This window comes from Ochrobactrum sp. 19YEA23 (assembly GCF_029909865.1).
GTDB lineage: Bacteria > Pseudomonadota > Alphaproteobacteria > Rhizobiales > Rhizobiaceae > Brucella > Brucella gambitense.
On the sequence record NZ_JASAMQ010000001.1, the window covers coordinates 707,081 to 724,411 of the forward strand.

Consider the following 17,331-nt stretch of genomic DNA (forward strand, 5'->3'; position numbering starts at 1 on the left):
CTATGGAGTACGAGGTCGATGGCGCAAAAAGATGCGGGAATTCTGGCGGATGCGGATATCGCTGCGCTGTTCGAAAGCGGTTTGCTGGCTTCGCCGCGCCCGCTGGATGCCGACCAGATCCAGCCTGCGAGCCTCGATCTCCGCCTTGGCGCAAAGGCCTATCGCGTTCGCGCCTCCTTCATGCCGGGTCCCGGCACGCCGGTCATGGACAAGCTTGAGCGTCTCAAGCTGCACGAGATCGACCTGACCGCAGGCGCAGTTCTCGAAACCGGCTGCGTCTATATCGTGCCGCTGTTGGAAAGCCTTTCGCTGTCGCCGGAACTGTCGGCTTCCGCCAACCCAAAAAGCTCGACCGGTCGCCTCGACATTTTCACCCGCGTGATTGTTGATGGCGCGCAGGAATTTGACAAGGTGCCTGCCGGTTACAAGGGCCCGCTTTATCTGGAAGTCAGTCCGCGCACATTCCCGATTGTTGCGCGCACTGGCTCGCGCCTGTCGCAGATCCGCTTCCGCAAGGGTCGCGCCCAGCTGGATGAGGCGGAACTCGCCGCGCTGCATCATTCCGAGACGCTGGTGGCTGCTGAAATGCCGAATATTTCCGGCGGCGGCATCGCCCTTTCGGTCGATCTTTCCGGCGGTCCGGACAGGCTGATCGGCTATCGTGGCAAGCACCACACGGGCGTTGTCGATGTGGACAAACGCGCCGCCAATGATGTGCTCGATTTCTGGGAGCCGATCTATGATCGCGGCGCGCGCGAACTGGTGCTCGACCCGGATGAATTCTATATCCTCGTCTCGCGTGAAGCCGTGCATGTGCCGCCGCTCTACGCGGCAGAGATGACGCCTTTCGATCCGCTCGTTGGTGAGTTCCGCGTACATTATGCGGGCTTCTTCGATCCGGGTTTTGGCCATAGTGCTGCTGGCGGTACAGGCAGCCGCGCGGTTCTCGAGGTGCGCAGCCATGAAGTGCCGTTCATTCTGGAACATGGCCAGATCGTCGGTCGCCTTGTCTATGAGCATATGCTGAACCGCCCGAAGGCGCTTTACGGCACCGATCTCGGTTCCAATTATCAGGCGCAGCAATTGAAGCTTTCCAAGCATTTTCGTTGACGGCACGAGTAACTCCGCGCAGATATGTGACAAGGGCGGAGGAGAGCGACTGACGTGGCAAACGGAACGGGATTGGACACTAGCCGAAAGCCGGATTTACATAACGCGCAAGGCGAAGCCCAGCCGCGCAGGCTGTCGGTTGGCATTGTTGCGCTGCCGGGTTTTACGCTGACGGCGCTGAGCCTGTTTCTCGATCCTTTTCGCCTGGCTGCCGATGATCGCGACAAGAGCCGCCAGATCCGTTGCGCCTGGAAAATCTGCACGCTGTCCGGCGATCCGGTTGCGTCCAGCTCCGGCATGGTGATCGAACCGACGGCTCCCATCGGCGAACTCGACGAATGCGATTATGTCGCCGTCGTCGGCGGGGTGCTTGCCCAGTATCGGCCGCGCCAGCAGGCATTGATCGATCTCATCAAGCGCGCCGACAAACGCGGCAAGACCGTTGTGGGGCTTTGCACCGCCGCTTTCCTGCTTGCCGAGGGCAGCCTGCTCGAAGACCGCAATTGCTGTGTGAACTGGTTCCACCGCGACGATTTTCTCGACCTGTTCGACGGCTATACCGCCGACACGACCAGTCTGTTTCACCGTAGCGGGCGGCACTATACCTGCGCGGGCGGACTGGGAGCGGCGTCGCTGGCTCTCTCGATCATCCAGAACGAGATCTCCGAGGAACTGGCGCGCAAGAGTGCGTCGATCCTGATGATCCCTTACGAGCTGGTCCGTTCCGAACAGCCCGCGCTCAGCTTCAACGGCGTGCGCTCGCCGATGATCCGCAAGGCCATCCGCATTTTCGAGGAAACGCTGGAAGACCCGGTGCCGATGATCGACGTGGCGCGCAGGCTTGGCATTTCGGTACGACAGATGGAACGCGGCTTCCGGCTGGCGCTGGAACGCACGGCCTTCGAAGTGCGCGAAGAACTGCGCGTCAAGAAGGCAAAGGAACTGCTGGCCGAAACAGGATTATCGCTTCTGGAAGTGGCCGTCGCCAGCGGCTTTACCGACACGCGCAGCATGAACCGTTCCTTCTCGCGCCAGAAGCAGAAGGCGCCGCGCGATTATCGTAAGCAAAGATAGAGCCTGTTCCAAAAGTCGCCCTGTGTGGCTGCAAATGGCGATTTGAGATTTGCATTCGCATAATCTGATCCGAAAAGTCTGCAACTTTTCAGGATTATGCGAGGCTTCCGGTGCTCACGTACCCAAATGTACGGCTCCGCTCCGGTACTCGAAAATCACCATTTTCGCACACACATGCCGCTTTTTGATTCAGGCTCTTTAGGTTCAGACGCTCAAAACTTGCGGATGTCATCATCACAGCCTATGTCTTGCGCGATGAATCTGTCCGCATGGCGGAAATCGAGACGCAGGAGAGTTGCATGTCTGATGGTGTAAACCGTTTTCTTGGCGATACGCCTGCTCGCATCATTATCAAGCTGGTGCTGATTTCGCTGGTGGTCGGCGTTGTCATGAGCGCGTTCCACTGGACGCCCTATGACATTCTGTGGGGCATTCGCGATTTCTTCCTGCGCCTGTGGAATATGGGCTTCTCCGCCGTCGCCCGTTTTGCGGATTATCTCATTCTGGGCGCTGCCGTTGTCATCCCTGCCTTTATTTTGCTCCGTATCCTCAGCTATCGCAAATAGCAGATATTGGCAGCAGGTTAGGAGCATTTCCAGCAAAAGTGCGAAGCGGTTTTGCGTTGGACAATGCGGCAAATAAAGACATTCGGACGATGCAGCAAAAACAAGGATTTATGCTTTCCCGGCGCGGCTTTCTGGTGCTGGCCGGGGGCGCGGTTTCGCTCTCCGCTTTGCCGTTCGGCGCGGTTGAGGCAGCGACAAATGTGGTCAGCGCGGGCGATCCCACCGGGCTTTTCAACACCATCCGCAAGGCAAACGGCCTTTCGATGATGGCGACCGACTCCAAGCTGGAACAGGCCGCGCTTTTTCAGGCGAAGCGCATGGCAAGCTATGGCAAGATCGGCCACAGCGTGGGCTGGGGCAATGGGTTTGTTGCGCGGTTGCGTCAGGCGGGCATTCGCGGGCCAGCGGCTGAAAACGTCGCATCCGGCCAGTCGAGCACCGAGGCGGTGTTTGACGCCTGGATGAAATCGCCCGGTCATCGCAAGAATATGCTCGATCCCACATTCAGCCATTACGGCCTTGCCTGGGCTACGCCGGAAAACAAGCCCAATCGGATTTACTGGGCGATGATGCTGGGCCTTTGAACAGGTGTTTTCTCCTGACATAAAGCTGTCAGGGGCTGCGACAATCTATGGGCCGAATTCTCTGTAGTTTCGAGCGATTCCAGAGTAGACGTTCTCGAACAACAAGCATGAATTCGGGGATAGTTGATTATGGATCAGTCGCAGCGCGTTGGAAGCGTTTCGAGGCCGTTCGATGTGACGCATCGCATGGTCATGCTGATCGCTATTCCCATGACACTTGCCGCCGTCACGACACCCCTTCTGGGCCTCGTCGATATGGGCGTGGTCGGCCAGATGGGAAAGGCCGAGCTGATCGGCGGACTGGCCATCGGCGCGCTGGTCTTCGATTTCCTGCTATCCATGTTCAATTTCCTGCGCTCCGGCACCACCGGTCTGGTGGCGCAGGCCATGGGTGCTGAAGACGCCGTCGAAGAACAGGCGATCTTCTGGCGCGCCATTATCATCGCTGTCGCAGCTGGCGTGCTGATGATCCTGACACTGCCGCTGACACTGGCGGCGGCTTCCAGCTTCATGCATCCGACAAGCGCAACCCAGGAAGCCATGGCGACCTATGTGTCGATCCGCATGCTGGCGGCCCCGGTTGCGCTCATCAATTACTCCGTTCTTGGACTGGTGCTCGGGCGCGGGCAGGGGCTGCTCGGCCTTGGCCTTCAGGTTCTGCTCAATGGCATCAACATTGTGCTTTGCATCATCCTCGGTCTGGAACTCGGCTGGGGTGTGACGGGCGTGGCATGGGCCACGGTCACCGGCGAAACTGTCGCGGCGATTGTCGGCCTTTTTCTGGTGGTCCGGCATTTCCGCAAGGACGCCACCAGGCGCCCGAGCCGCCAGCGCATTTTCCAGAAGGAAGGCATCGTGCGCATGTTCGCGGTCAATCGCGATATCATGATCCGCTCCTTCCTGCTTTTGACCGCCTTCGCCTTCTTCACACGTGCTGGTTCCGATCTCGGGCCGGTGACACTTGCGGCCAATGCCGTGCTGATGAATTTCTTCCTCGTGGCAGGCTTTTTCCTCGACGGCATGGCCGCTGCCGCCGAACAGATCGTCGGGCGGTCCATCGGCGCCCGCTATAGCCCGGCCTTTGTGCGCGGTGCGAAGCTGACCTTTGTCTGGGGGCTGGTGATGGCGAGCATCATCGCCTTCGCGCTTCTGGTTTTCGGTGATCCGATCATCAGCCTCCTGTCCAAGGCCGAGGATGTGCATGCCGAGGCGCTCAAATATCTGCCATGGGCAGCACTGACCGGCATGACCGGGCTGCTCGCCTTCCATATGGATGGTGTCTATATCGGGGCCACATGGTCACGCGACATGCGCAACATGATGTTCCTGTCGCTGGCCTTCTTTATGGCCGTGCTTTATGCGGCAAAGCCCGCGATGGGCAATCACGGGCTTTGGCTGGCGCTCAATCTGTTCCTGTCGGTGCGCGGCATTACGCTTCTGGCGATGCTGCCGCGCCGTTACAGGCTGGAATTCACGAGATAATCAGGCAGGCAGCTGACGGGCTGCCCAGTCTTTTGCGTCGCGGTCGCGCAGCTCAGCGATATTGGCAACGCCTTCGCGTTTGACCGCGGCCGACAACCCGCGCAGGATATCACTTGGCAAGCCGGGGCCGCGATAGATGAGACCTGTATAAAGCTGCACCAGATCTGCTCCGGCCTTGATCTTGGTCAGGGCAGTTTCCGCGCTGTCGATGCCGCCTACGCCGATCAAGGGCATGTCGGGGCCGACACGCTCACGCATGCGGGCAAGAACCACGGTCGACCGTTCGAACAGCGGTGCACCGGAAAGTCCGCCGGTTTCATCACGGTTTTCGGCGCTTTTCAGCCCTGTGCGCGACAGGGTGGTGTTGGAAACGATGATACCGTCCAGCTTCTGTTCGGTGGCCTCGGCGGCAATGTCGTCCAGTTCCTCATCGGACAGATCAGGCGCGATCTTGAGGAACACCGGACGCTTCAGCGTGCACATGCTGCCTTCTTCGTTGCGCGCTTCCAGCACGCGGCTCAAAAGCTCGCGCAAACTGTCGCGCGCCTGAAGATTGCGCAGACCCGGCGTGTTGGGCGAGGAAATATTGACGGTGAAATAGCGCGCCAGTTGGTAGAACCGGCGAATGCCCGCAACGTAATCGGCGATGCGATCTTCCGCATCCTTGTTGGCGCCGATATTGACACCGACAATGCCGCTCTTGCCTGCGCGCTGCGACAGGCGCTTGAAAGCCGCCTCGTGGCCCTCATTATTGAAGCCGAGGCGATTGATGACGGCCTTGTCATCCACAAGGCGGAAAATGCGCGGACGCGGATTGCCGCTTTGCGGTCGCGGGGTGATTGTGCCAATCTCGGTGAAGCCGAAGCCGAGCTTCAAAAGCGCATCCGGCACTTCGGCATTCTTGTCGTAGCCGGCAGCCATGCCGAGCGGATTGGGAAACTGCAAGCCCGCAACCTTGACTGACAGAGCGGGGTCGCCCGGCGCATTGCAGCTTACGAGCCCGGTTTTCAGCCCGGCAATGGACAGGCCGTGCGCCTGTTCGGCGTCGAAAGAGAAGAGGGCGCGTCGGCCGAGAGTTTCAAAAAGTCCGCTCATTCGTCTTTCAGCTCCGGGAAAATATGTAGTCCGTCGTCATCGAGCGGCAGGGGCTCGACAGCCACGACCGCGTCAAGCGGCAGGTCCGCATAGAGATGAGGGAAAAGCGCGTCGCCGCGCGAGGCCTCATATTTAAGGTTTTCACCAAGACGGGTCGCGTCCACGCTCACAAGAACCAAGTTGTTCTGGTTTGCGAAATGCTTTGCAGCCGTTTCGCGCACCTGTGTTGCAGTAGAGAAATGGATATAGCCATCGGCAATATCAACCGGCGCGCCCGTAAAGCTTCCCGCCTTTTCCGCTTGCGCCCAGAGGTCGCGCGGGGCGATCTTGTAGATGATCTTGGTCATGCGTGTCCTCTAGACCGAAATTGTCAGGAAATCAAAGACCCAAAGCATTTCCAGCAAAAGTGCGAAGCGGTTTTGCGTGGGAGAATGCGAAAAAGCAAACACCTGAAGCGGTTTGCATGATTTCGTTCTTAACTGGAACCGCTTCAGGTGTTCGATTTTCGTCGCAAAGCTCCCATATGATGACAGGAAGCCAAAGGGAGATCGGATTATGTCGAACAAAAACACCTTTTTTGCTGCGCGTCCCGTCATCCGCGGTCTGGCGGCGGTGGCGCTGGTCGCGCCGGTATTGGCTGCGTCAGGAGCAGTCGCGCAGGAAACCGGCCGCTATCGTCTGGAGCAGACCGAAACCGGCTATGTGCGCCTCGATACCAAGACAGGCGCGATTTCGGTTTGCACCGAACAGTCGCAGGGCCAGATGGTCTGCAAGATGGCAACGGAAGATCGCGAGGCTTATGAAAACGATCTGGCGGATTTGCAGGACCGGGTGAAAGGTCTCGAAGACCGGCTGGCCGCCATCGATCAGAAGGGCGGCAGCGGCAACACGGCATCGGGCCTGCCGAGCGAACAGGAATTCGAACAATCCATGAGCTATATGGAGCGCTTCATGCGCCGCTTTATGGATATCGCCAAAAGCTTCGACAGTGAGCCGGAAAAGCCCGCCGAAACAACGCCAACACCGCCCGGCGGGCGCACCTGATCAGAGTTGGAATAGCAAAAAGGCGCCGGATGGCGCCTTTTCTGTGTGTGGTTTAGGCTGCGAAGCGCTTTGTTGCTTCGATCAGCTCATGCACGATGCCCGGCTCGGTCACGGCGTGGCCGCTATCCTCAACGATCTTCAGATCGGCTTCCGGCCACAGTTTCTTGAGCTGCCATGCATTGATGAATGGCGTGCAGATATCGTAGCGGCCATGCACGATCACGCCCGGAATATGCCGGATACGCTCAACATTGCGCAAAAGCTGGTCGTCGGAATCGAGGAAGCCGCGATTCTGGAAATAGTGGCATTCGATGCGCGCAAAGGCGATTGCATATTCATCCGCGCCGAAGGCATCCACGCGCGATGGGTCGGGCAGAAGCGAAATCACCGAGCCTTCCCAGCGCGCCCAGCGACGGGCGGCTTCCAGCTGTACTTTCGGGTCGCGATCCGTCAGGCGCTTGTAATAGGCGGCAATCATGTCGCCGCGCTCGGCTTCCGGGATATGCTCCTGATAAGCTTCGAAGTGATCCGGGAAAATGATGCTGGCGCCGTTGGTGTACATCCAGTCGATTTCGAACCGGCGCAGCATGAAAATGCCGCGCAGCACCGCTTCCGACACACGCTCCGGGTGGGTCTGGGCATAAGCAAGGCCAAGTGTCGAACCCCAGGAGCCGCCGAAGACCTGCCATTTGTCGATGCCGAGATGCGCGCGGATATGCTCCATATCAGCCACCAGATCCCAGGTGGTGTTTTCGCGCAATTCGGCATGCGGTGTGGAGCGACCGCAACCGCGCTGGTCGAACAGGATGATGCGGTAGCGCTCCGGATCGTGCAGGCGGCGCATGGCGGGCGTGATGCCGCCGCCGGGGCCGCCGTGAATCATGATCACCGGCTTGCCATCCGGGTTGCCGCACTGCTCAACATGGATGCGATGCAGCGGTGACACCTGCAGCATCTCTTCCTTGAAGGGTTCAATCTCGGGATAAAGCGTATTGCGCGTCATGGAATGCCTTCTGGTTCCCGCCCTCTGCTCACGTGTCTGGCGGGGCCTGCGTTTTTAATTTCCGGCGCAACCCTACCACACAATGCGGCCACATGGCGGCAATGAGAAATGCGAAAACACGTTAGCAACGTGATTTTTGGTTGCTCAGGATAAAAATAGGCATAAAAACTTAGTGTCTGTTCCAAAAGTGGCCATGCCGGTCTGCAAATGGCAATTTCTCCGCTTCCGGTGCTCACGTACCCAAATGTACGGCTCAAGCTCCGGTTCTCGAAATCACCATTTTCGCCACGGCCTGACCCTTTTTGATTCAGACACTGAGGCGTCGCATTGGATGCACCGCACGGGGAGGAACCACTTGAAATTGGCGCGCGAGGCACATGCACTTTATCATCGCTGACGATCACCCGCTTTTCCGCGGCGCATTGAGACAGGTTCTGTCGGGGCAATCCGAAAACGTGGAGATTGTCGAAGTTGGCGATTTCGATGCTGTCAGGAAACTGGTTGCCGAACGCGACGATATCGACCTTCTGCTGCTCGATCTGACCATGCCCGGCGGCGCAGGCCTCTCCGGACTGGTCGCGCTGAAGGCGCTGCAACCGGCGCTGCCGGTGGTAATCGTGTCCGCCACGGATGACGCCGCCACCATCCATCATGCGGTGGAACTGGGCGCATCGGGCTTCATTTCCAAATCAGCCAGCATGGAAACCATCGGCGAGGCGGTTCGCGCCGTGCTGGCGGGCGATATCTGGACGCCGGAAGGGATCGATCTCGATCACCCGAAAGACCCGGAAATCGAAGGGCTGATTGCGCGCCTGCGCACGTTGACGCCTCAGCAGACCCGTGTTTTGACCATGCTTGCCGAAGGTCTTCTCAACAAGCAGATCGCCTATGAGCTGAGCGTGTCGGAAGCGACCGTCAAGGCGCATGTTTCGGCGGTGTTGCAGAAGCTTGGCGTCGATAGCCGCACGCAGGCCGTCATTCTGCTGTCGCGCATTGGCAATGATGTGATCAGCAGCTGATCCAGTTTTACTGTGCAGCCGTCTGTGACGAGGTGCTGTCCTGTCGCGCATGATAGAAATGCGACAGCAGCGAGCGCAGAGCCGCCGGACGAAGCGGCTTGTTCAGCAAGGTGATGTTCTCATCTTCTGCGCGCTGGCGCACTTCCTTGGACCGGTCGGCGGTCAGCAATATGGCCGGTATTTCCGTTTTGAAATGCTCTCGTGTGTAGCCGATCATGTCGATCCCGTTTTCGTGGATCAGATGATAATCTGCGACGATCACATCCGGCGCGGTGCTGCGATTGACGCAGAACGCTCTCAGCGCCGCCCCGCTGCGCAGTGTGGTCACATTGCAGCCCCAGCCCGAAAGCAGCGTTTCCATGCCGGACAGAATATCGGCATCATTGTCGATGCACAGCACATCGAGACCTGTCAGTTCCAGCGCGCGTGCATGGCCGCGACGGCTCCGTGTTTCTTCCACGGGCACCGGCTCGTTTGAAACCGGGATGCGCAAGGTGAATGTGGTTCCTTTGCCCTGAACCGAGCGCACCGACAGCGGAAATTCCAGCAGTCGGGCAATGCGGTCGACGATAGACAGGCCAAGCCCCAGCCCTTCCGCCTCACGCATGCCTTCGTCAAGGCGGGTGAATTCGCGGAAGACGAGTTTCAGCTTGTGTTGCGGAATACCGATACCGGTGTCGAGCACCTGCAACTCCACAAAAGCGCCGCGCCGCCGGACGCCAAGCAGCATGCCGCCGCTGCGGCTATATTTGATCGAATTGGAAACAAGGTTCTGGATCAGGCGGCGCAACATGTTGCGGTCGGTCTTCACGACGATGCTCGACGGCACCACGCGCAGCTTCAAATCCTTCTTGCGGGCCAGCGGCGTGAAATCGGTGGCGATCTGGGTCAACAGTCTGTCCAGCCGGAACACCGAGACTTCAGGCTTCAGCGATCCGGTATCGAGACGCGAAATATCCAGCACCATGCCCAGAATAGCCTCGACCGCCTCCAGCGAGGAATCGATGTTGCGGGCAAATTCGCTGGTTTCAGAACGCCCCAGTTTTTCCGACAGCGCGGTGGAATAGAGGCGGGCCGCATTGAGCGGTTGCAGAATGTCGTGGCCAGCAGCAGCGAGAAAACGCGTCTTGCCGAGATTGGCCTCTTCGGCAGCAGCCTGCGCACGCGCCAGCTCCTGGTTCACATGCGTCAGCTCCGCCGTGCGGTCGGCCACGCGCTGTTCCAGCATTTCGGCGGCTTTCTGGCGCATCAGGTCGGCTTCAACGGCGGCGGTGATGTCGGTATAGGTCGCGACGATGCCGCCATCCGGCATTGGATTGGACTGGATTTCCAGAGTCTTGTCGGTGGATTTCATCTTCATGCGCAACGGCTTGCGGCTGGCCGTCAGCGAATGAATGACATTGGCGCGCATGTTGAAGGCGATATCTTCGCGGCGGGTCAGATGCTCGACGATTTCCGAAACAGGGATACCGACCTGCATCACCTCGTCGGGCAGATTGAGCAGGGTGCGGAACTGGCGGTTCCAGAAGGCCAGCCGGAAATCCTTGTCGAAAACCGTGATGCCCTGTTCCATCTGGTCGAGCGCGATCTGCAGCAGGTCGCGGTTTTGTTGCAGGGCAGCGGAGGCGTCATCGAGAAGCTGGCGCGCATCCCGCCCGGAAGCGTCGTTGCGTTGCAAAAGCAGCGACAGCACAAGCCGCGCCGAAGCCGTGCCAACTGCCGTGCCAAGCAACTGCTCGGCATAGCGGATCAGGGGCGTGTCCACCGTCATGCCCGGGTCCAGCCTGCGCTGTTCGTGGCCTTCGAACCGCAGGAATGCACGCTCGACGCGCTCGGAGCCGAGATAGCGCGCCATGGTGGCTTTCAGTTCGGCCACGGTCACCGTCGTGCGAAAGCGCTTCAGGGTTGGCGCGGCGATGGAATAGCGCGGCAGGAAGATGCTGGCCTGAATGCGCTCCAGCGGCGTTGAGGCGCGCGACAGCGAGCCCAGAACATAGAACAGCGTATTGGCGGCAAGGCTCCAGATCACGCCATTGGTCAGCGGCAGCGCATCGGTGCCGAACAGCGCTTCGGGGCGCAGCGCCGTGAAGCCGAGAAAACCGTCGCGCAAAATGGCGGCGTTTTCGGGCGCCATGGTGGGCAGCAGCAGCGTATAGGCCCAGACGAGAAAGCCTGCCGACAGGCCAAGCATCGCGCCGCGCCCGTTGGCATTGCGCCAGAACAGGCCGCCGATGAAGGCCGGAGCAAATTGCGCGATGGCGGCAAAGGACACGAAGCCGATCGAGGCCAGATGAATATTGTTGGAGGTGAAGCGATAATAGGCGAAGGCGAGCGCCAGAATGGCGATGATCGTCACGCGCCGGGTGTTCAGGATGACCTTGGTGAGGTCGGGCTGTTCGGCGGGATGGCGCTTGGCCATGCTGCGGATGAAAAGCGGCAGCACGAGATGGTTGGAAATCATGATCGAAAGCGCCACGCAGGCGACGATCACCATGGCGGTTGCAGCCGACAATCCGCCGAGGAAGGCAATGAGCGCCATCCAGTGCGCCTCGGCAGCAAGCGGCAGGGCCAGCACGTAAAGGTCGCCGCTGACCGTGTTGCCGAGCGTCATCACGCCAATCAACGCAATCGGAAAGACGAAGATATTGATCAGCACCAGATAGACCGGGAACAGCCACGATGCGGTGCGCAACTCCTTGTCGCTGCGGCTTTCGACGACCGTGACGTGGAACTGACGCGGCAGCATGATGATGGCCGCAGCGCTCAAGGCCGTCTGGATAATCCAGGTGCCGATGGAGGTCTCGTAGTGAAACGCCTTCAGCGCATCCGTGGATTGCGAAATCTGGTTGATGAGCTGCGAAGGCGAGCCGAACAGGAAGAAGGTGCAGGCGAGGCCGACCGTCAGGAACGCGCAGAGCTTGATGACGGATTCCACCGCAATAGCGAGGATCAGCCCGTTCTGGTGCTCGGTCGCATCCGTATGGCGCGTGCCGAACAGGATCGCGAAAACGGCAAGCACGGCGGCGACGGCCAGTGAAATATCGCCGAAGATGAAGGCCGGCGGGGCGACGGTGCGGCCATAATGGTCCATCACCAGCCCGACGCTGCCCGCCACTGCCTTCAGCTGCAGGGCGATATAGGGGATCGATCCCACGGCGGCGATGCAGGTGGCAAGCGATGCCACGCCGAAACTTTTGCCGTACCGCGCAGCCAGAAAATCGGCGATGGAGGTGATGCGCTCCGCCTTGGCCAGCCGCACGATATGGCGCAGCAGCCGGTTGCCGAGCGTGAACACCAGGATAGGCCCGATATAGATGCCGAGAAATTCCAGCCCGCGCTGTGCGGACAAGCCGACGGAGCCGAAGAAGGTCCAGGACGTACAATAGACCGCAAGGCTCAGCGCATAGACATAGGGACGTGGCGCACTGTTCCAGCGCGACGATCTGCGATCACCGATACTGGCGACAGCAAAGAGAAGCAGCAGGTACAAGAAGGCAGCGCCGATGATTCCCCAGCCTTGCATAGGCGGTTTTATTCCTCTCCCAGTTCTTCAAGTCTGCTTGACGCAAGCACTTTCACGTCAGGCACGCAAGAATATTGATGGAAAACCGGATGTTTTACCCGTCAATATCCATGTTTATCTTTTCTTTGAATATTTTCGAATACAAACTAAACCAAATACAATTTGATAGAACCGTTCTTCGAGCCTCCCCCTGTCAGGAGCGGTCCTATCATTCACCGTCGGAGCGATCTGACGCCATATTAATTCGACGAGCGCACCGCAGCAACGACGGCCCGGTTATGCAGTCGCACTCGTGAGGGAGACAGGCTAATGTTGAAAGAATTCAGGGAATTCGCTCTCAAGGGCAATATGGTCGATCTGGCCATCGGTGTGATCATCGGCGGCGCCTTCGGTGGCCTCGTCAATTCCATCGTCAACGATATCATCATGCCGATCATCGGTCTGGTTACCGGCGGTATCGACTTCTCGAACATGTTCATCCAGCTTGCTGGTGAGCCGAAGACTACGTTGGCCGCCGCCCGCGAAGCCGGTGCAACCGTTGCTTACGGTAACTTCGTCACCCTGCTGATCAATTTCCTGATCATCGCCTGGGTTCTGTTCCTCGTCGTCAAGGGCATGAACCGTATGAAGAAGAAGGAAGAAGCGAAGCCTGAGCCGGAAGCACCGCGCGAAGAAGTCCTGCTGACGGAAATTCGCGATCTGCTTGCCAAGAAGGCCTGATCTGGATTTTCCTTTGGAATGCAAAGCGGAGCCTGCAAAGGCTCCGTTTTCTTTTTGGCATTCATCAATCCCGATGATCGGATCATCACAAAATGCCGAGTGATTTTGTGCTCGCGGCTTGCTAAGGCCGATATACACATACCAAGCAGCGCAGGATCATCATGACACTTTTAGCCAGTCTTCGCCGCGAAGCAGCACAAGCGCCAGAAAGCGGCATTGTCGCCGTTGCCAATCATGGCCGGGGCCGCGAGGGTCTCATTCCGTTGTGGGTTGGCGAGGGCGATCTGCCGACGCCGGATTTCATCCGCGATGCGGCGCAGAAGAGCATCACTGACGGTGAGACCTTCTATACCTGGCAGGCCGGTATTCCTGAACTGCGCGAGGCGCTGGCTCGTTATCATGCGCGTCATTTCCCGCTGCCCCTGCAACCTGAAAATTTCTATGTCACCGGTTCGGGCATGCACGCTATCGAAATGGCGCTGACGGCGACGGTGGGTGCAGGCGAAGAAGCGATTTATCTGTCGCCAGCCTGGCCGAATTTCGTTGGTGCGGCTGGCCTTGCTGGCGCAGTGCCGGTTGCAGTCGAACTGGAGTTCGGCGCGAATGGCTGGGTGCTTGACCCGGAGAAAATCGCTGCCGCCATCACGCCGCGCACCCGCGCGCTGTTCGTCAACACGCCGTCCAACCCGACCGGCTGGACCGCCGACCGCGAGACGCTGCGTTTCATCCTCGATCTGGCGCGCAAGCATGGGCTCTGGATCATCGCCGACGAGATCTATACGCATTTCTATTATGGCGGCGGTCACGCCCCGTCCTTCATGGAAATCATGGAGCCCGACGACCGCATCATCTTCGTCAATTCCTTCTCCAAGAACTGGGCCATGACCGGCTGGCGCGTGGGCTGGATGACGGTGCATCCTTCAGTCGGTCCAGTGATCGAAAACATGATCCAGTATTCCAATTCCGGCGTGGCGCCGTTCATGCAGCGCGGCGCCGTCGCAGCGCTCGATCAGGGCGAACCCTTTATCGCCATGCAGGTAGAGCGCGCCCGCGCTACCCGCGACAGACTGTGCTCGGCCTTGCAGGCAACCGGCAAGGTGCGCCTCACGCCGCCGCAAGGAGCATTTTACCTGTTCTTCGGCGTTGAAGGCGTGACGGATTCCGTCAAGGCGGCCATCGATATGATCGACCGGGCCAATGTGGGTCTCGCACCGGGCAGCGCCTTCGGACAGGGCGGTGAGGCGTTCTTCCGCCTTTGCTTCGGTCGTGCGCCACATCAGATCGACGAGGCCGCAGCCCGGCTCGTGAAATGGATCGAGCAGCTTTAATCTAAAATAAAAGGCCGGTGAAAACCGGCCTTTTTTCATTCAGTGCTTTGCGAAGCGCTTATCCACCGGCTTTGGAAACCATCAGCGGCACGACGCGATCGGAGCTGGCTGCCTGCGGGGCGTCGTTTTCGGCAAAGGGAATGCCGAGTGCGTTCCAGACTTCCAGCAGCGCAACCTTCAGCCCGTCGATCAGCGCATCGTCATGCAGCGGCGACGGCGTGATCCGCAGGCGTTCGGTGCCGCGTGGTACCGTCGGGTAATTGATCGGCTGAATATAGATGCCATGCACATCGAGCAGCCGGTCGCTGGCCTTCTTGCAAAGCTCTGGATCGCCAACCAGCACGGGCACGATATGCGTGTCCGAAGGCATGACGGGCAGGCCCGCTGCCGAAAGCACGTCCTTGGCCTGCTGCGCCTGACGCTGCTGGCCGTCGCGTTCGACCTGTGATGCCTTGAGATGGCGGATCGAAGCCGTTGCAGCCGCTGCTACTGATGGCGGAAGCGCAGTCGTGAAGATGAAGCCCGGCGCGTAGGAACGAACAGCGTCGATAATGGCGCGTGAGCCGGTGATATAGCCGCCCAGCGCACCGAAAGCCTTGGCAAGCGTGCCTTCGATAATGTCGATACGATGCGCCAGACCATCACGGTCCGTGATGCCGCCGCCGCGCGTGCCGTACATGCCAACGGCATGAACTTCATCGATATAGGTCATGGCATTATACTTGTCGGCCAGATCGGCGATCTTCTCGATCGGCGCAATATCGCCATCCATCGAATAGACGGATTCGAACACGATCAGCTTGGCGCGCGCCGGATCGGCGGCCTTCAACAACTGTTCCAGATGCTCGACGTCATTGTGACGGAAAATCTTCTTCTCCGCGCCCGAACGGCGCACACCTTCGATCATCGAGGCATGATTCAGCTCGTCGGACAGGATCAGGCAGTTTGGCAACAGGCGCGCAATGGTCGAGATCGAGGCTTCGTTGGAAATGAAACCGGAGGTGAAAACCAGACCGGCTTCCTTGCCGTGCAGATCAGCCAGTTCGGCTTCCAGCTCAACCAGCGGATGGTTGTTGCCGGAAATGTTGCGCGTGCCGCCAGCGCCGGAACCGGCATTGCTTGCGGTGTCGCACATGGCCTTGATCACGTCGGGATGGTGCCCCATGCCGAGATAATCGTTGGAACACCAGACGGTGATTTCACGGGCTGTGCCATTGTTACGCCAGATTGCGCGGGGGAAACGTCCGACGATGCGTTCAAGGTCGGCGAAAACGCGGTAACGCTTCTCGGCGTGTAACTGATCAATCGCTTCTTCGAAAAACCGGCGATAATCCATCATGCGCTCCTTAGAGGGCAGCGCGACCTTCCGGACGCACAAAACTCGCTCTAACTATTTGATTCGACGCATCGTGTTTCCGAAAAATCGCTCCCGATTTTTAGGCCGATGCGCTTGTCTTTGCCTTAACTAGCGCTTTTGGCCTTTGGCGTCCATGGCGCGGTTGCGGGCAATTTGCCACGTTTTATTGAAGCAGCATTGATTGAGATCAAGCCAATGCAGCCAAAAGAACAGATATCGGCGTTCACGCATTCTTGTCGGGACATAACACAGCGTGATTCTTGCGGGCATGGATTTGCCAGCAAATAACACCAATATGTGGCTTAATTAGCATCCCCTGAAAGACATCCCCCGTATGAAGTCTGTTTTGCCGCCCATGCACTATCCAGCGTCAAACGAAACGGATTGGGCCGCCTATTGGCGAGCCTCGTCGGCAGAACAATTCAAGCTGCGCTGGCGTCATGCGCGGCTGTCGGTGCCCAAGAGGCGTGGCAAGGCAAATCTGATCGCATCGTCCGGGAGTTTTGCCGCTTTGCTGCCGGACGATCTGCCGCTGATCTGCGTGGTGCGCAATGCCGCCGCTTATCTGAATTCGTTCCTGCGATATTATCGTGCGCTGGGCGTCACACGTTTCATCGTCGTGGACGATAAATCGGATGACGGGACGGCGGAAATTCTTGCGAATGCTGCGGATGTCGATCTTTTCGTTTCCGATGTTCGCTATGCGGAGGCCAATCGCGGGCGCGTCTGGCGCGACGCGATATTCAATATTTACGGTCGCCGCCGTTGGTATCTTTCGGTGGATGCCGACGAATTCTTCGTCTTTCCGCGCATGGAACAGCGCAGTCTGCGCGATTTCATTCAGGAACTGGAAGCGAGAGGAATCCGGCGCTGTCTGGCGCCGATGATCGACATGTATCCTGCCGGTCTTTTGCGCGATGGCGTATTTGTCGATGACGGAACGAAATATCCGTTTGAAGTGTCATCGCATTTCGATGGCGACGGCTATACGGTCCGGCAGGAGCGCTTCGGTGTCGCCGTGCGCGGCGGCCCGCGCCAGCGTCTGTTCGGGCGCAGCATGCGCCTGTCCAAGTTTCCGCTGATCTGGGTGGACCGCAAGACCGATTACCGCCGGGGCAGCATTCACGGACCGGGCCCTTGCTTCCGCAACTATCTGCCCGTCACTGGCGCGCTGTTGCACTACCGGTTTTCGTCGCGCTCGGTCGAAGAATTTCAGCGGATAGCGTCGGAGGGAAGCCACGCAGGCGGATCGGAGCATTACAAGGCCATCGTCGGCAGCGACCAGTTTTCCGATGACCTGTCGCTGGTCTATTCCGGCTCCGTTCAATATACGGGACCGGAATGTCTGGTCGAACGCGGTTTCATGGTGGATTTGCAAAACCTGCCAAAGCCGAGCCGGATGGAGCCAGCAAAAGCGAGCTGAAAT

At 58.9% G+C, this 17,331-nt stretch carries 15 protein-coding genes; 10 read left to right on the top strand and 5 right to left on the bottom strand.

Annotation, left to right across the window (positions count from 1 at the left end):
* The first annotated feature begins 18 nt into the window (after positions 1–18).
* From QBD01_RS03155 to QBD01_RS03175, 5 genes are all read left to right on the top strand, one after another.
* The gene (locus QBD01_RS03155) at positions 19–1,110 is read left to right on the top strand and encodes a 2'-deoxycytidine 5'-triphosphate deaminase (RefSeq protein ID WP_280991567.1); all 1,092 of its coding nucleotides are present in this window, start codon (positions 19–21) and stop codon (positions 1,108–1,110) included.
* A 72-nt stretch (positions 1,111–1,182) separates the two neighbouring features.
* On the top strand, positions 1,183–2,184 hold the full coding sequence (locus QBD01_RS03160) for a GlxA family transcriptional regulator (RefSeq protein WP_280992096.1): 1,002 nt from the start codon (positions 1,183–1,185) through the stop codon (positions 2,182–2,184).
* Between the two features lie 299 nt (positions 2,185–2,483).
* Complete coding sequence (locus QBD01_RS03165) at positions 2,484–2,750, top strand: DUF6460 domain-containing protein (RefSeq protein ID WP_182519307.1); 267 nt, start codon at positions 2,484–2,486, stop codon at positions 2,748–2,750.
* An 89-nt stretch (positions 2,751–2,839) separates the two neighbouring features.
* Positions 2,840–3,334: a CAP domain-containing protein gene (locus QBD01_RS03170; protein ID WP_280991568.1), complete on the top strand. Its 495-nt coding sequence runs from the start codon at positions 2,840–2,842 to the stop codon at positions 3,332–3,334.
* Positions 3,335–3,463: 129 nt separating this feature from the next.
* On the top strand, positions 3,464–4,816 hold the full coding sequence (locus tag QBD01_RS03175; protein WP_280991569.1) for an MATE family efflux transporter: 1,353 nt from the start codon (positions 3,464–3,466) through the stop codon (positions 4,814–4,816).
* Here the strand turns inward: QBD01_RS03175 and QBD01_RS03180 are convergent, their stop codons facing one another.
* Positions 4,817–5,911 carry a quinone-dependent dihydroorotate dehydrogenase gene (locus QBD01_RS03180; RefSeq protein WP_280991570.1) on the bottom strand — a complete coding sequence of 365 codons (1,095 nt, stop codon included), beginning with the start codon at positions 5,909–5,911 and terminating at the stop codon, positions 4,817–4,819.
* A complete protein-coding gene (locus tag QBD01_RS03185) occupies positions 5,908–6,258 on the bottom strand; it encodes a DUF952 domain-containing protein (protein ID WP_182519311.1) in 351 nt (116 codons plus the stop codon). The genes QBD01_RS03180 and QBD01_RS03185 overlap by 4 nt, the downstream gene beginning before the upstream one ends.
* A 208-nt stretch (positions 6,259–6,466) precedes the next feature.
* Here QBD01_RS03185 and QBD01_RS03190 point away from each other — a divergent pair, with 208 nt between their 5' ends.
* Positions 6,467–6,955: a hypothetical protein gene (locus tag QBD01_RS03190; RefSeq protein WP_280991571.1), complete on the top strand. Its 489-nt coding sequence runs from the start codon at positions 6,467–6,469 to the stop codon at positions 6,953–6,955.
* Between the two features lie 52 nt (positions 6,956–7,007).
* Here QBD01_RS03190 and pip read toward each other — a convergent pair whose 3' ends face one another.
* Positions 7,008–7,958, bottom strand: coding sequence for a prolyl aminopeptidase (pip, locus tag QBD01_RS03195; protein ID WP_182519313.1), 951 nt, complete (start codon positions 7,956–7,958; stop codon positions 7,008–7,010).
* Positions 7,959–8,335: 377 nt separating this feature from the next.
* On the opposite strand from pip, the gene QBD01_RS03200 reads away from it, so the two are divergent.
* Positions 8,336–8,977: a response regulator transcription factor gene (locus QBD01_RS03200; protein ID WP_182519314.1), complete on the top strand. Its 642-nt coding sequence runs from the start codon at positions 8,336–8,338 to the stop codon at positions 8,975–8,977.
* Between the two features lie 7 nt (positions 8,978–8,984).
* Here the strand turns inward: QBD01_RS03200 and QBD01_RS03205 are convergent, their stop codons facing one another.
* Positions 8,985–12,500, bottom strand: coding sequence for a PAS domain-containing hybrid sensor histidine kinase/response regulator (locus QBD01_RS03205; RefSeq protein WP_280991572.1), 3,516 nt, complete (start codon positions 12,498–12,500; stop codon positions 8,985–8,987).
* Positions 12,501–12,809: 309 nt separating this feature from the next.
* Here QBD01_RS03205 and mscL point away from each other — a divergent pair, with 309 nt between their 5' ends.
* Together mscL and QBD01_RS03215 are read left to right on the top strand one after the other, a co-directional pair.
* The gene (gene mscL / locus QBD01_RS03210; RefSeq protein WP_280991573.1) at positions 12,810–13,220 is read left to right on the top strand and encodes a large conductance mechanosensitive channel protein MscL; all 411 of its coding nucleotides are present in this window, start codon (positions 12,810–12,812) and stop codon (positions 13,218–13,220) included.
* Positions 13,221–13,381: 161 nt separating this feature from the next.
* Positions 13,382–14,548, top strand: a complete 1,167-nt coding sequence (locus QBD01_RS03215) for a pyridoxal phosphate-dependent aminotransferase (RefSeq protein WP_280991574.1) — start codon at positions 13,382–13,384, stop codon at positions 14,546–14,548.
* Between the two features lie 58 nt (positions 14,549–14,606).
* Here QBD01_RS03215 and hemA read toward each other — a convergent pair whose 3' ends face one another.
* Complete coding sequence (gene hemA / locus QBD01_RS03220) at positions 14,607–15,884, bottom strand: 5-aminolevulinate synthase (RefSeq protein WP_280992097.1); 1,278 nt, start codon at positions 15,882–15,884, stop codon at positions 14,607–14,609.
* A gap of 355 nt (positions 15,885–16,239) precedes the next feature.
* Between hemA and QBD01_RS03225 the strand changes: the two genes are divergently transcribed.
* The gene (locus QBD01_RS03225) at positions 16,240–17,328 is read left to right on the top strand and encodes a glycosyltransferase family 2 protein (protein ID WP_280991575.1); all 1,089 of its coding nucleotides are present in this window, start codon (positions 16,240–16,242) and stop codon (positions 17,326–17,328) included.
* Positions 17,329–17,331: the final 3 nt, after the last annotated feature.

What these genes read in the sequence shown, in the direction of transcription:
- QBD01_RS03155 (WP_280991567.1), top strand. Translation starts at nt 19, where the DNA reads ATGGCGCAAAAAGATGCGGGAATTCTGGCGGATGCGGATATCGCTGCG.
- QBD01_RS03165 (WP_182519307.1), top strand. Translation starts at nt 2,484, where the DNA reads ATGTCTGATGGTGTAAACCGTTTTCTTGGCGATACGCCTGCTCGCATC.
- QBD01_RS03170 (WP_280991568.1), top strand. Translation starts at nt 2,840, where the DNA reads ATGCAGCAAAAACAAGGATTTATGCTTTCCCGGCGCGGCTTTCTGGTG.
- QBD01_RS03175 (WP_280991569.1), top strand. Translation starts at nt 3,464, where the DNA reads ATGGATCAGTCGCAGCGCGTTGGAAGCGTTTCGAGGCCGTTCGATGTG.
- QBD01_RS03180 (WP_280991570.1), bottom strand. Translation starts at nt 5,911, where the DNA reads ATGAGCGGACTTTTTGAAACTCTCGGCCGACGCGCCCTCTTCTCTTTC.
- QBD01_RS03185 (WP_182519311.1), bottom strand. Translation starts at nt 6,258, where the DNA reads ATGACCAAGATCATCTACAAGATCGCCCCGCGCGACCTCTGGGCGCAA.
- QBD01_RS03190 (WP_280991571.1), top strand. Translation starts at nt 6,467, where the DNA reads ATGTCGAACAAAAACACCTTTTTTGCTGCGCGTCCCGTCATCCGCGGT.
- pip (WP_182519313.1), bottom strand. Translation starts at nt 7,958, where the DNA reads ATGACGCGCAATACGCTTTATCCCGAGATTGAACCCTTCAAGGAAGAG.
- QBD01_RS03200 (WP_182519314.1), top strand. Translation starts at nt 8,336, where the DNA reads ATGCACTTTATCATCGCTGACGATCACCCGCTTTTCCGCGGCGCATTG.
- QBD01_RS03205 (WP_280991572.1), bottom strand. Translation starts at nt 12,500, where the DNA reads ATGCAAGGCTGGGGAATCATCGGCGCTGCCTTCTTGTACCTGCTGCTT.
- mscL (WP_280991573.1), top strand. Translation starts at nt 12,810, where the DNA reads ATGTTGAAAGAATTCAGGGAATTCGCTCTCAAGGGCAATATGGTCGAT.
- QBD01_RS03215 (WP_280991574.1), top strand. Translation starts at nt 13,382, where the DNA reads ATGACACTTTTAGCCAGTCTTCGCCGCGAAGCAGCACAAGCGCCAGAA.
- hemA (WP_280992097.1), bottom strand. Translation starts at nt 15,884, where the DNA reads ATGGATTATCGCCGGTTTTTCGAAGAAGCGATTGATCAGTTACACGCC.
- QBD01_RS03225 (WP_280991575.1), top strand. Translation starts at nt 16,240, where the DNA reads ATGAAGTCTGTTTTGCCGCCCATGCACTATCCAGCGTCAAACGAAACG.